The organism is Paraburkholderia sp. BCC1876 (genome assembly GCF_902833695.1).
Taxonomy (GTDB): Bacteria; Pseudomonadota; Gammaproteobacteria; order Burkholderiales; family Burkholderiaceae; genus Paraburkholderia.
Map to the genome: position 1 here is coordinate 560140 of NZ_CADFGI010000001.1, position 13705 is coordinate 573844.

Sequence of the window (13705 nt, forward strand, 5' to 3'; positions counted from 1 at the left end):
ACAGATTGATTCACGGGTGGTTCACGGACAGCGCGGCGACGCGTGGATTCAGCGTTACCGGCTTGAAATTGAATTGAAAGAAAAAGCGAGTCCGCGTCCCTGCAAGTGGGACGCGTGGCGTATTGTCACACAGCCACTCGAACCGCGTGGCAGGTGTTCAACGCGATGCAGCGGTGCTGCACTCAGCGTGGGGTCCGGATTGCGCCACCGGCAATCGCGATGGCAACGACGCGGGCGGGCCCGCGCCGGCTCATTCGTACGCGAGATCGTCGAGCAAACCGGCGCTCGCCGCCGCGCCCGCGCCACGTACTGCGCAGGTGAGCGGTTCGTCGGCGACGCGCACCTCGAGTCCGATTTCATTCGTCAGGCGGCGACTCAGATTGCTCAGCAGCGCGCCGCCGCCGGTCAGCACGATGCCGTTGTTCGCGATGTCGGTCACCAGTTCGGCCGGAGCCTGTTCGAGGCCGCGCTTCACCGCGCCGATCACCTGGCGCAGCGGGCCTTCGATCGCATCGGCGATATCGTGGTTGCTCAACTGGACCGTGCGCGGCAAACCGTCGTCGACACTGCGGCCGGTTGCGTTCATGTGCTCGGCCGGCACGTCGCGGATGGCCGAACCGATACTCTTCTTGACGTGCTCGGCGGTCTGCTCGCCAAGCAGCACGCCGTACAGATTGCGCACGTAACTGATGATGGCCATGTCGAAGCTGTCGCCGCCCACGCGAATCGAGCCGTTGTACGCCATGCCGCCGAGCGCGATCACCCCGACTTCGGTGGTCCCGCCGCCGATATCCACCACCATCGAACCGGTCGCCTCAGACACCGGCAAGCCCGCGCCGACCGCCGACGCCAGCGATTCGCCGATCAGGCTCACCTTCCACGCGCCCGCCGCAACCGCTGCTTCCTTGATCGCGCGACGTTCGACCTGGGTCGCGCCGGCCGGCACGCACAGCGTGAACGCGGCGCGGCGGCTGAACAGCGGCCGTGGCCGCGCCATGTCGACGAATTGGCGAATCATGTGTTCGGCGGCGGAGAAGTTGGCGATCACGCCATGACGCATCGGCCGCACGGCTTCGAGGTTGCGCGGCGCGCGGCCGAGCAGTTGACGCGCCTGGGTGCCGACCGCGGCGACGCGTTGCGCCCCGGAAGCAGGCTGTTTCTCGAAGCAGACCACGGACGGCTGATTCAGCACGATGCCGCCGTCGTCGGTATAGATCAGGGTATTGGCCGTGCCGAGGTCCACCGCCACGGAATGACGGAACAGGCGATCGAAAAGCGGGTAATGCGGCGTCGGTTTGGCCATAAGAAGGCTCTGTTGTGTCGTTATCCGCCCATACCGGGCAGTCTGAAAAGTGCGCCCCCGGTCACCCGAGCCGCGTGGCACGCCCAGCAGGACGTAACGCGGTCCGCGCGGCGGGGGTGATTTTCATGCTAATGAGCTATTAACGGCAAGCAGATCGAAATCTTTAGGGCCACTTTTCAATCGGGGCCGTGTCAGCCGCGCGACAAAGCTCCCAATGCGTGCTCCAGCGCTTCCTGGCCGAGCGCGACGCCGTCGGCATTGATCGTATGACCAATGCCGGGCAGCGCGTAGGCGTCGACCGTATAACCGGCGTTGCTGAAGGTGTCGGCGGCGTATTCCAGTTCCTGCACCGGGATCACTTCGTCGTCTTCGCCGTGGATCAGCGTGAGCGGCGTGCCGTTGTGCACCGTGACCACCGACGCGAGCCGCCCCGAATACGCAACCACGCCGGCCGCGCCCTCCGCGCTGGTCGCCACGTGATGCATCGCCATGATCGAGCCTTGCGAGAAACCCACCAGTGCAAGCCGGTCGAAAGCTACGCGCCAGTGCGCGAGTTCCGCGTCGAGCACGGTGCGCAGTGCCGGATAGGCGGCGGCGACGCGTGCTTCGCGGTTGCCTTCGTTGACCTCGCGCAGGCTGAACCATTGGCGGCCGCCGAAGCCGCCGTCGAATGCGTCGGTGCCGTCGAGCGACGTGAACGCGACGTCCGGCAGACTCTCGCTCCAGATGTCCGCGAGCGGCATCAGATCGCGCGCGTTGCTACCGACGCCGTGCAACAGCACGACGAGACCTTTGGCCGGCGCCGTTGCCGGTGCGCGCCGCCAGCCGTGTTCGAATTGCTCCCAGGCCATATCTGATCCCTTGTTTCGCTGATGTTTCGTGTTGTGTGGTTCCGCACGCGACGGCCTTGCCTGGCAGCCTGCCGCCATGTGCCCTTACGGCTTCAGCCGCGAGCATACGCTGCCGGCTTTGTTTCCGCCGCCCTGTCTGCGGAGTTCGACGACGCCCGGGCGTGATTGCGGGTATTCTTTTGCGAGCATCCGGCCGTCTCGCCGCGGCGCCCGCCGCGCGGGCGTGGCAGGCCATCAGCGGCCCCGTCGCCGCATCCCGATCTGGAGAATCCGTTGAGCCAGCCCTCGTCCGCGCCTGCCTCGGCGTCACCGCCACCGCCCGCACCGCCACCGCCACTGCAAGGTGGCCGACTCGTGCTGGCGACCATCGCCGTCGCGCTCGCCACGTTCATGAACGTGCTCGACACGTCGATCGCGAACGTTGCGATCCCAACCATCTCCGGCAACCTCGGTGTCTCGGTCGATGAAGGCACGTGGGTCATCACCGTGTTCGCGGCGGCTAACGCCGTGTCGATTCCGCTGACCGGCTGGCTCACGCAGCGCATCGGCCAGGTGAAGCTTTTTGTCGGCGCGATTCTGGCGTTCGTGCTCGCTTCGTGGTTGTGCGGCATTGCGCCGACGCTGCCTATCCTGCTGCTCGCGCGGATCTTCCAGGGCGCGGTGGCCGGCCCGTTGATTCCGTTGTCGCAAGCCATTCTGCTCGGCTCGTATCCGAAGGAGAAATCGTCGACCGCGCTCGCGCTATGGGCGATGACCGCGACCGTCGGCCCGATCGCGGGCCCGGCGCTCGGCGGCTGGATCACGGACAGTTATAGCTGGTCGTGGATCTTCTATATCAACATTCCGGTCGGCATCTTTGCGGCCGGCGTGACGTGGATGATTTATCGCACGCGCGAGTCGCCCACCCGCAAGCCGCCTATCGACGTGGTGGGACTCGGCCTGCTGATCACCTGGGTCGCGTCGCTGCAGATCATGCTCGACAAAGGCAAGGACCTCGACTGGTTTTCGTCGCCGGTGATCGTGATTCTCGGCATTACTGCGCTGATCAGTTTCGCGTTCTTCCTCGTGTGGGAATTGACCGAAGAACATCCGATCGTCGACCTGAGGCTATTTCAGCAGCGCAATTTTCTCGGCGGCACGATTGCGATTTCGGTCGCGTATGGTGTGTTCTTCGGCAATCTCGTGCTGCTGCCGCAATGGATGCAGGAGTACCTGAACTACCGCTCGGTGGATGCCGGCCTCGTCACCGCGCCGCTCGGCATATTCGCGGTGCTGCTCGCGCCGGTCATGGGCCGTGTGCTGCCGCGCTCGGACGCGCGCGTGATCGCCACGCTGGCGTTTATCGGTTTTGCGATCGTGTTTTACATGCGCTCGAAATACGTGGTCGAAATCGATACGTGGCACCTGGTGCTGCCCACGCTGCTGCAAGGCATTCCGATGGCGCTGTTCTTCGTGCCGCTGACGTCGATCATTCTGTCCGGCCAGCCACCCAGCAAAATTCCGGCTGCCGCGGGTTTGTCGAACTTTGCGCGGGTGTTTTGCGGTGCGGTGGGGACGTCGATCGCGGGCAACGAGTGGAACAACCGCACGGTGCTGCATCATGAACGGCTCACCGAGCAGGCATCCGTCACCAACCCGGTGTTCAATCAGCAGATCGAATCCACGCAGACGCTACTGCATCTGAATACGCAATCGGCGCATGCGCTGTTCGATTTCACCGTCAACACGCAAGCGGCGATGATGGGCCTGAACGATATTTTCTTCGTGTCGGCGGTGATCTTCATTCTGATCATTCCGCTGATCTGGATCACGCGGCCGGCCAAGGGTGGCGGCGGTGCGGATGCGGCGGGCGCGCATTGAGGGTGTGAGCGTCAACCCGAGCGGAAATAACGCGCCGGCGTGTCGCCGAAAACATCGCGGAACACCGCGATAAACGACGACACGTCCTGATAGCCCACATCGAGCGCTACCTGCGTGACGCTCGCACCGGCGCCGAGATGTTCCAGCGCGACCAGCAAGCGCAACTGCTGACGCCACTGACCGAAGGTCTGGCCCGTTTCCTTGACGAACAGACGCGCCGCCGTGCGCGCGGTCACGCCCGCGCTCGCGGCTAACTCGTCGAGTACCGCCGACACTGTCGGGTCGGCGTTCAACGCGTCGGCAATCTGCTGGATGCGCGGATCGCGCGGCCAGTTCAACCCGAGCGGCGCGGCGGGCACGCGCGCGAGGCGATCCAGCAGCACTTGCAGAAGGCGTTTGGCGGGCTCGTCGTAGGGTTGGTCGTAGTGCAGTTCCGCGGCGGCGGTCAATAAAGCTTCCACCAATCGATCAGGCGCGATCGCGCCGCTTTGCGACGGTAGCGGCGCGGCGTCTTTGCCGGCGTACAGCGAAACAAACTGAACCGGACGGCTGGCGGACAGGCGGTGCATCACGTCGGGCATCATCGACACCGCGTGGCCGGGCGGCGCCACCCAACGTCCCGTTTCCGTGAGCACCGTCAGCACGCCTGCGCTGACGTGAATCAACCGCGCGCGCCGATACGCCCGCCAGGGTTCATCCAGCGCGTCATGGCGCTCGCTGACCACGAATGGCGTCGGCTCGACGAGGTCTGGATCGAAAGCTTCCATCAGGCGTCCGTTTTGCCCGGTTATGGGCGGAAAGGCAGCAAGATTAGCATAAGCCGTGCGACGGCCTACCCTACGCGTTTGCGACCTGGCCACGCCTTCCACGCAGGTCCCACTTGGGCGCCCTTGCCAGTAGAATCGCGGCTTCGACGGTCCGAGCCCAATGAACTACGCATCCATCCTCGAACAGATTCACCGCGATCTGCAGCCTTATCTGGGCACCGGCAAGGTCGCCGATTACATTCCCGAACTCGCCAACGTCCGCGCCGACAGCTTCGGCATGGCAATCGTGACGGCGTCGGGCGACGTGTTCCGCACCGGCGAAGCCGACACGCGCTTTTCGATTCAAAGCATCTCCAAGCTGTTCGCCTGCACGATGGCGTTCCGGCTACTCGGCGACGCGCTCTGGCAGCGCGTGGGACGCGAGCCGTCCGGCAACGCATTCAACTCGCTGGTGCAGCTCGAAGCCGAGCAAGGCAAACCGCGCAATCCGTTCATCAACGCTGGCGCCCTGGTCGTGACCGACGTGTTGTGCCGCCGTTTCGTGCAGGCCGAAACCGCGCTGGTCGAATTCATGCGACGGCTGACCGGCGAAACCGGCATCGACTACGATTCGCGCGTCGCGCAATCGGAATTGCAGCACGCGCACCGCAACCGCGCGATGGCGCATTTCATGGCGAGCTTCGGCAACATGGAGATGCCGCCGGAGGTAGTCGTCGACGCCTACTGCCGTCAATGCGCGATCTCGATGAGTTGCGTCGAGCTCGCGAAAGCGGCGCTGTTCCTGACTAATCATGGCGTGGTGCCGGCTACTGGCGAGCGGATCCTGGATACCAGTTCGGCCAAGCGTCTTTCCGCGTTGATGCTGACGTGCGGCACCTATGACGCGGCGGGCGATTTCGTCTATCGGGTCGGCTTGCCGGCGAAAAGTGGCGTAGGCGGCGGGATCGTGGCGGTGCTGCCGGGCGAGATGGCGGTGTGCGTGTGGTCCCCGGGGTTGGATAGCAATGGGAATTCGCTGGCGGGGGTGCTGGCGCTTGAGTGGTTGACCACGTTTACGGGGCAGTCGATTTTTTGATTTTTATCGACAGCGTGGGGCGTGATCGGCTTCGCCATCACGCACCACGCTGTGGCGTTCGCTGTTTTATCTGGCGCGCTTCACCCGTTCCGCCAACATCCTCCGATCCCCTCGCGTTCGTTCATGTCGTCCTCGAACTCGGTGTAACCCGAGTTGAATCCATCTATTGTCTAAATGACGTGCCGGCTTTGCTACCTGGCGTCCAGTAGCACGCGCGCCGTCGACCTGCCCTGCCTCGCTCCCGCCGCTTACCACGAACACGTTCGTTGCCCCTGAATTCGTCGATACCACCCAAGCAAGCATTCCAGACCGCCTAAGCGATTTTTCGACGCATAAGTGCTGCCTTTTCAATGACATTTCGTCATGTGACCGGAGCGGCGAACGGTCATATCGCAAAAAAGATGTTTGACAAACTATCTTTAGATATATATCTTACGATGCATCTTAAGACACAAACGGAGCGCCCAAGATGCGTCATCATCACCGTTTTTCCCGTTCGCGCAGCGCGGACGACAGCATCCATACCGGCCCTGAACGTGCGTCGCTGCATGCGCTGTGGCACGCGTTCACCCGCCAGCACCCTGAGTATCGCGGTGAACGTCGCGAAGGCGTCGAACGCCGCCACGGCGAGCGCGGCGAGCGCGGCGAGCGCGGCGAGCGGCGCGAGTTTCAACGCGATGCCGAAAGCCATGGGCGTCATCACGAGTTTCATCGCGACGAACGCGGCCATCGTGGCCATCACGCCTATGCTGATGAAGGCCACGGCCGCCACGAGTCGCGCAGTGAAACCCACGGTCGCGGTCACACCCATGGTCACGGCCACGCCCACGGCCACACCCACGGCCGCCGCGGCCACGACCGCCTCTCACTCCACGCGTTGTGGCACGCCATCGGCGGCCACCATGAGCATCGCGGCGGCGGTCGTGGCGGCCGCTTCGGCGGAGGTGGTGGAGGTGGCGGCGGCGGTTTCAGCGGCGACGGCGACGGTTTCCCGCGCGGCCGCAAATTCAGCTCCGACGACCTGCAGTTGCTGCTGATGTCGTTGATCGAAGCGCAGCCGAGCCACGGCTATGAGCTGATCAAAGCGCTCGAAACGCGCTCGAACGGCTTCTACACACCGAGCCCCGGCATGGTCTATCCGGCGCTCACGTATCTGGAAGAACTCGGCTACGTGACGGTACAACTGGAAGGCAATCGCAAGCGCTACGAATTGTCGGACACGGGCCGCGACTATCTGGCCGCCAACCGCGACCGCATCGACCTGATGCTCGCGAAGCTGAGCCATTTCGCCCGCAAGATGGATTCGGTGCGTCGCGCGTTTGCCGACGAAGAACCGGCCGACATCAGCGAAGGCGGCTGGCTGCCCGAGCTGACCGAAGCGCGGCGCAAGCTGAAGAACATGCTGGTGCTGCGTGGCAACGCGTCGGCCGACGAACAGCGCCGCATCGCCGTGATTCTGATGCGCGCGGCGAGAGAAATTGAAAGCGACATCAAGCCTAGCAACGACAACAACGAGCAGAGCGGCGAACAGCCCACCTCTTGAGATCGCACCGCCCGTCCCCGCAATACGCTTGTCCCCGCGATCCCCGCGAGAAGCCGCTGCCCCGTGCGCGCTCTCGCGTCAACCGACCCACCGCAACCCTGTTGCATCGCACCGAATGAGCGCTGAAACGCTAATTCGAATCGATACAACCCGGTTGCATGGGACCCGAGTCAGCGCTGAAGTGCTAACCCGGGTCGACCCAGGAGCAACCCTCTATGCTGACCAATGATCACCGAGCCGACCTGACAGTCCAGCGCGTACGGCATCCCTTGAAGTTCCGTCTGCTGCAGGTCAAGCAGGTAAATGCGCTGACCCCGCACCTGATCCGCGTCACCTTCACGGGCGACGATCTGCACGACTTCGTCTCCGCTTCGTTCGACGACCACATCAAGGTGTTTTTCCCCGAACCCGGCGCGGACCGACCGGCGCTGCCGGAAGCCGGCCCCGACGGTCCGGTGTTCCCGGCCGGCCAGCCGCGTCCGACCGCGCGCGATTTCACGCCGCGCCGTTTCGACCGCGAAGCGCGCGAGCTCGACATCGAATTCGCGATGCACGAAGCGGGCCCCGCCGCCACGTGGGCGGCGCAAGCCAAAGTCGGCCAGTATCTCGGCGTCGGCGGGCCGCGCGGTTCGCTGGTGATTCCTACCGGCTTCGACTGGCATCTGCTGATCGGCGACGACACCGCCTTGCCGGCCATCGCTCGCCGCCTGGAGGAACTGCCGGCCGGCACGCGTGCCGCCGCCGTCATCGAAGTGGCCGATCCGTCCGCGCGCATCGAGTTCACCACCCGCGCCGAACTGCATCTGGTCTGGTGCTACCGCAACGAAACAGGTTATCGCGGCGAGCCGCTGCTGCAAGCGGTCCGCGAAATCTATCTGCCCGAAGACGGCGAAGGCTACGTGTGGGCCGCCGGCGAATCGGCGACGATGCGCGCGGTGCGCTATCACCTGTGCACCGAACGCGGCGTCGACAAATCGCGCATTCGCGCGGCCAGCTACTGGAAACAGGGCGCCGTGGCGGTTCACGAAAACCTTGATGACTGAGCCAAAGCGCCGCGCGATAATTCGCACGGCGTTTCGGCATCGAGCGGCGCGCTTCGGACAACAACAACTACAACGAGGAATCATTCGATGTATTCAATCAGCAGCAAACACGAGCGCCATCTGCTTTGGCTGCTCGCGCTGACGCAGTTCACCATCATCATGGACTTCATGGTGATGATGCCGCTCGGCCCGCAGATCATGCACACCTTCGCGATCACGCCGGCGGCATTCGCCACGGCCGTATCGGCGTATTCGTGGTGTTCGGGTCTGTCGGGGCTGTTCGCGGCAACCTATATCGACCGCTTCGACCGGCGTCGCCTGCTGCTCACCGTGTATGCGCTGTTCGCGCTGTCGAACCTCGCCTGCGCGCTCGCGAGCAGCTTTCCGCTGCTGCTGGCGGCACGGGCCTTTGCGGGCCTCACCGGCGGCGTACTGGGCTCGGTGATCATGGCGATCGTCAGCGACGTGATTCCGGTGAATCGCCGCGGCGCCGCGACCGGCACGATCATGACGGCCTTCTCGCTCGCCGCGATTGCCGGCGTGCCGGCCGGCGTGATGCTGGGGGCGCACTTCAGTTGGGCCGCGCCGTTCTTTCTGCTGGTGGTGTTGTCGGTCGTGGTCTGGGTGGTCGCCCAGAAGCAGGTGCCGTCGCTTGCCGAGCATTTGAGCCGGCGTCCGCCGCCGCTCGCCGAAGTGCTGCCGGATCTGTGGCGGCTCCTGAGCAACCCACGCCATCTGAACGCGTTCGCGCTGACCCTCGTCATGATGGTCTCGCACATGCTGGTGATTCCGTTCATTTCGCCGGTGCTGGTCGCCAATCACGGTGTAGCGCCCGAGCAGTTGTCCTGGCTGTACATGGCGGGTGGCGCGGCGACGTTCTTCACGTCACGCCGGGTGGGCCGTCTCGCGGACCGCTACGGCACGCGGCGCGTATTCCGGGTCATGGCGGTGCTGTCGTTCCTGCCCGTGCTGTTTGTCACGCATCTGCCGGATTTGCCGTTCTACGGCCTGGTGCTATTTTTCCCATTCTTCATGGTCCTGCTGTCCGGGCGGATGGTGCCGATGCAGGCGCTGTTGACCACCGTGCCCGAGCCCGCGCGGCGCGGCGCGTTCCTCAGTGCGAACAGCGCGATTCAGGCGCTGAGCATGGGCTGCGGCGCGTGGTTCGGCGGTTTGATGTTGAGCAATTCGCCGACCGGCCGGATCGACGGATACGGCACCGTGGGCGTGGTCGCGGTAGCCATTGCGTCGATCGGTTTGTTCTGGGTCTCGCGCGTGCACGGCTCGAAACACAATGCACCGCCGCCCAGCGCGTTGCCGGTCGACGCGATCGGAGAAAGTTAATCTGCGGGCCGCTCCGCGCTTCGGGTCCCAAGCATCCAGAGCGCGGAGCGACTCCCTCATCCGGAAGAACCCACCAGACCCGCGCAAACCGTCAATCGGTTTTACCCGTCAGCGCACGCCGCGCCGCGTCGCCTTCGGCACGCGAAGCCGAGTAGAAGACCCAGGCGCGGCCGATAATGATCTTCAGCATCGCGATCACCGGCACGGCGAGAAAGATTCCCGCCACACCGCCGAGCTGATCGCCGGCCAGCAGGCCGACAATCACCAGAAACGGGCTGACTTCCACCCCTTCGCTCATCAGATACGGATTGAGCACGTAGTCCTGGAACAGCCGGTAGAGCACGATAAAAATCACCAGCCACAGCAGGTGCGGATAGCCGCTGAACACCGCCACTACCAGGGTAATCGCCACCGCACCTAGCGGTCCCGCGAACGGCACGAACTCCAGCAAACCCGCGCTGACCGCGAGCAGAAACGCGTAAGGCACGCCGAGCAGCGAGAACGCGACGCCGTAGCAGATCAACGTAGCCAGCGATAAAAACAGCAACGCTCGCACGTACTTCGACAGCAGCACGTTCAGATCCGTGACGATCTCCGCCCACAAAACACGATGCCGGTCCGTCAGCAACGCCAGACACGCGTCGCGCATTTGCGGGCCTTCCTTGATCAGCAGGAAGCTCAGAATCGGAATCAGCACGAGATAAATCAGGTTGCTTGCCGCATGCACGACGCCGAGGCCGACACTGCGCGCCATCGGCACGGCCTTGTCGGAACCGGTCTCGATCTGGCTGCGCACGAAATCCACGATCCGCTCGCGCAACGGCTCAAGGAAATGCGGCAACGGAAGACGGTTGGGCACATCTGACTTCATCAGCTCGGGCAGTTGCGCGAACAGATGGGAGGCCTGATCCTGCAACTGAACGCCGAAGATCGAGCCGACCACCGCGATCACCGCGACCACCACGACGAACACCAGCGCGATCGACGCCACGCGCGGCACGCGCCGCGGCCGGATCCGCTCGACGAGATCGACCATCGGGTAAATCAGGTAGCTGAAGAAGACCGCGAACACGACCACCAGCACGGCGGACGAAGCGGTATAGATAACAAACAGCAGCAGCGCGATCAGAAACGCGGTCCAGACTTTTCTGGCCGTGGAAACGTCGAATCCCAGCATGAACCTTCCTCGAATAGACGATGAGATCCGGCGCCTCGAACGCGCCGGGAGCATCGGACAACCATCGGATCAATCAGGCACCGGCGGGGTTAAAACAGCGAAGCGTGCCGCGCGGCCGGTGCCGAACGCATCGGACGGCGCGACACACGCAAGCGTCACATCAGCTTGCCCAGCAGAAAACCGACGCCGACCGCGATCAGCAGCGCGCCGATCGGATTGTTGCGCGCAGTTTCGGCGACATGATCGACGCTGTCGCCGTATTTCGCCTGCGCCTTGCCGGCCAGTTGGCGGACTTTGCCTTCGGCTTGCAAATCCATATCGCCGGTGAGGCCGCCGACCGCGTCCTGCACCTTGCCTGCCGCGTCTTTCACGGTCCCTTCGAGCTGATTGGCATTCATCGTGTTTGTCCTTGAATAGAGTGAGCAAGCGGCCGGCGCCCGAAGGCGGCCGGCCATGACGGCCTCATGTGCCGGTAGTGCGATATCGGCCTAGCGCTTCACGCGGTCGCGCACCGCGTCCGCGGCCTCGCCGACCTTCGATTGCACCTTGCCGGCGAGCTTTTCCGCCGCGCCTTCGGCTTGCGTCGTGCGATTGCCCGTGACCTTGCCGATCGCTTCCTTCACGGAGCCCTTGACCTGTTTTGCCGCACCTTCTACGCGATTCTTGTCCATGACGGTTTCCTTGAAAAAAGTTGAGTTGCCAACGAGTTGCCGACTCAGGATTTCATTGTCCCGGCTCAATGCACCGGACGAAAGCCGCGAATGCAAGTGATCGTCTGGTGCATTTGAGCCTCTCCTACGAGCCGTCTCCACCTACACCGCCTGACCATTCGCCCCACTTCGACCCGATCCACTTCAGACCAGGGCGAACATCAGCAGCACGATTCATTCCCGGACCGTTTCTACAGCAAAAAAACCGCCTGAAACCCGCTCACGCGCCCTTCGCACCCTTTCTGCGCGGTGCACTCCCCTGAGCGAGCCCAAAGTGCCCGCGAGTCTGCGCCCACACAATCGCCTCGCCGCGACTATGCACGTCGAGCTTTGCGTAGATCGTGGCGACGTGGTTACGCACCGTGTTCGGCGCCAACCCCAATTCGCGCGCGATCTCCTTGTCAGCGAGACCGCCGCACAGGCAGGCGAACACGTCGCGCTCGCGGGCGGTCAGATCGGCGAGATGGCCGCCCGCGTCGGGCGCATTCGCGCGCCGCACGTTGACGAGCTTTTCGATCAGGGTCTGGCTGAACCACGAGGCGTCCTGCATGACGGTTTCGATCGCGGTCACCAGTTCCATTTCGGAGCGCTTGCGCTCGGTGATATCGAGCAAGGTCATCAACACGCAGTCCTTGCCGTGAATGCTGACCGCTTCCGCCGACACGAGGCAATTCAGCGTCTCGCCGCCATGGCTCTTCACCAGAAATTCGACGTTGCGCAAACTGCCGGATTCGACCAGCGCCGCGCTGATCCGAGCGCAGGCGTCGTCGGTCCAGAGCGGGCTCTGATCGAGCGGCTTGCCGAGCAATTCTTCGGAGCCGAAGCCGGTGGTCACGGTAAACGCGTCGTTGATATCGAGCGTGGTGTAGTCGTCGGCGACGAATAGCGCGGTGGATACCGGTGTCATCCTGAACGACTTCTCGAAGCGTTCCTCGCTCTGGCGCAGCGCGCTTTCCGCGCGTTTGCGCGGCTCCAGATCCATGAACGTGAACAGCATGCAGGCCTCTTCGCCGATGTCGATCGGCTGGCCGGCCACCACCACGAACTTGGTGCCGCCTTCGGGCAGGCGCAGCAACGCCTCCATCTGCGGAATGGTCGCGCCCTCGCTGAGGCGTTCGATCGCGAGCTCGCGTTTATCAGCGCCTTCGAACACGTCGAGCTCGTACACCGAGCGGCCGATCACGTCCTCGCGCGCGTAGCCGGTCATCTCCAGAAAGCCGAGGTTGACCTTGATGTAGCGCTGGTCGCTCAGCCGGCAGATCACGGCCGGCGCGGGATTCGCGTTGAAGGTCTTTTCGAAGCGCTTCTCGGCGCTCGCCCATTCGCTGGCGTCGTGCAGAATCAGCGCGAGACAGTCGGGCTCGCCGCGCGCATTGGTCAGCACGAGGCTGCGCACGCGGTGCACCCAGTTCACTTCGTCGTCGTGCGCGGGAAAAACTTCGACCACTACGTCGCTAAAGCATTCACCCGCAACCACGCGCTCGATCGGATAACTGCCTTCCGGCAGCGGATGGTTATTGCGGTAGCGCAGCCGGAAGCGTTCGCGGTACTCGGTGACATCGGCGCCCAGTTGCGCGACTTCGGTGATGCCGTGCATCTCCAGCGCCGCCTGATTGGCCCAGACGATGGTCTGATCCGGCTCGACGAGAATCACGCCCTCGGTGAGCCCGGTGATGATCTGCTGCAACTGGCGACGATCGGTCTGCGAGCGCAGCACTTTGTCGTCCGGCGGCGGGGCGTCGTCCGAAGCGGGAGATTGCACCAGTGACGCCGGTGCAGCGGAAGTCGTGTCGGTCATTATGTTTTTGCGCGCGCGAACCGTGCGCGATAGCCTGTCCAGACCGCAGAATCGCCGAAATCGCGGCGTTATGCCAATAGCCAATGCACCAGGCGGTCTGATGCAAGTGCACCAGATGCAGGGGAGACAGGCCGGTCGCGTGGGCAAACCGGCAAACTTCACGCTTTTTCCGGGTCTGATACGAGCAAACTTCAGGACGAACCGGTAGAAAGTACGAATACGGCGCCATTGCAG

12 protein-coding genes are annotated in these 13705 nt (G+C 63.8%); 5 read left to right on the top strand and 7 right to left on the bottom strand.

All coding sequences use genetic code 11. From position 1 onward, the window contains the following. Nucleotides 1-250: 250 nt before the first annotated feature. Entirely contained in the window at nucleotides 251-1303 is a 1053-nt protein-coding gene (locus tag HWY05_RS02340; RefSeq protein ID WP_176057266.1) for a rod shape-determining protein, read from the bottom strand. 191 nt (nucleotides 1304-1494) lie between these two features. Next, entirely contained in the window at nucleotides 1495-2154 is a 660-nt protein-coding gene (locus HWY05_RS02345; protein ID WP_035557914.1) for a dienelactone hydrolase family protein, read from the bottom strand. 273 nt (nucleotides 2155-2427) lie between these two features. On the opposite strand from HWY05_RS02345, the gene HWY05_RS02350 reads away from it, so the two are divergent. After that, complete coding sequence (locus HWY05_RS02350) at nucleotides 2428-4014, top strand: DHA2 family efflux MFS transporter permease subunit (RefSeq protein WP_035563375.1); 1587 nt, start codon at nucleotides 2428-2430, stop codon at nucleotides 4012-4014. Nucleotides 4015-4025: 11 nt separating this feature from the next. Here HWY05_RS02350 and HWY05_RS02355 read toward each other — a convergent pair whose 3' ends face one another. Next, nucleotides 4026-4781: a helix-turn-helix transcriptional regulator gene (locus HWY05_RS02355; RefSeq protein ID WP_176057267.1), complete on the bottom strand. Its 756-nt coding sequence runs from the start codon at nucleotides 4779-4781 to the stop codon at nucleotides 4026-4028. 160 nt (nucleotides 4782-4941) lie between these two features. Here HWY05_RS02355 and HWY05_RS02360 point away from each other — a divergent pair, with 160 nt between their 5' ends. From HWY05_RS02360 to HWY05_RS02375, 4 genes are all read left to right on the top strand, one after another. Further along, nucleotides 4942-5856: a glutaminase gene (locus tag HWY05_RS02360; RefSeq protein WP_176057268.1), complete on the top strand. Its 915-nt coding sequence runs from the start codon at nucleotides 4942-4944 to the stop codon at nucleotides 5854-5856. A 469-nt stretch (nucleotides 5857-6325) separates the two neighbouring features. Further along, nucleotides 6326-7399 (top strand): PadR family transcriptional regulator, encoded by a 1074-nt coding sequence (locus HWY05_RS38225; protein WP_244146465.1) that lies wholly within the window; start codon nucleotides 6326-6328, stop codon nucleotides 7397-7399. A gap of 215 nt (nucleotides 7400-7614) precedes the next feature. Further along, nucleotides 7615-8442 carry a siderophore-interacting protein gene (locus HWY05_RS02370; protein ID WP_176057269.1) on the top strand — a complete coding sequence of 276 codons (828 nt, stop codon included), beginning with the start codon at nucleotides 7615-7617 and terminating at the stop codon, nucleotides 8440-8442. An 87-nt stretch (nucleotides 8443-8529) separates the two neighbouring features. Next, nucleotides 8530-9786, top strand: a complete 1257-nt coding sequence (locus tag HWY05_RS02375; RefSeq protein WP_035557924.1) for an MFS transporter — start codon at nucleotides 8530-8532, stop codon at nucleotides 9784-9786. A 91-nt stretch (nucleotides 9787-9877) separates the two neighbouring features. Here the strand turns inward: HWY05_RS02375 and HWY05_RS02380 are convergent, their stop codons facing one another. From HWY05_RS02380 to HWY05_RS02395, 4 genes are all read right to left on the bottom strand, one after another. Continuing rightward, nucleotides 9878-10963, bottom strand: a complete 1086-nt coding sequence (locus HWY05_RS02380; protein ID WP_176057270.1) for an AI-2E family transporter — start codon at nucleotides 10961-10963, stop codon at nucleotides 9878-9880. A gap of 155 nt (nucleotides 10964-11118) precedes the next feature. After that, nucleotides 11119-11361, bottom strand: a complete 243-nt coding sequence (locus tag HWY05_RS02385) for a CsbD family protein (RefSeq protein WP_035557929.1) — start codon at nucleotides 11359-11361, stop codon at nucleotides 11119-11121. A 90-nt stretch (nucleotides 11362-11451) separates the two neighbouring features. Beyond that, nucleotides 11452-11634 (bottom strand): CsbD family protein, encoded by a 183-nt coding sequence (locus tag HWY05_RS02390; protein WP_035557932.1) that lies wholly within the window; start codon nucleotides 11632-11634, stop codon nucleotides 11452-11454. 259 nt (nucleotides 11635-11893) lie between these two features. Further along, nucleotides 11894-13471: a helix-turn-helix transcriptional regulator gene (locus HWY05_RS02395; protein ID WP_081936216.1), complete on the bottom strand. Its 1578-nt coding sequence runs from the start codon at nucleotides 13469-13471 to the stop codon at nucleotides 11894-11896. Between the last annotated feature and the right edge of the window lie 234 nt (nucleotides 13472-13705).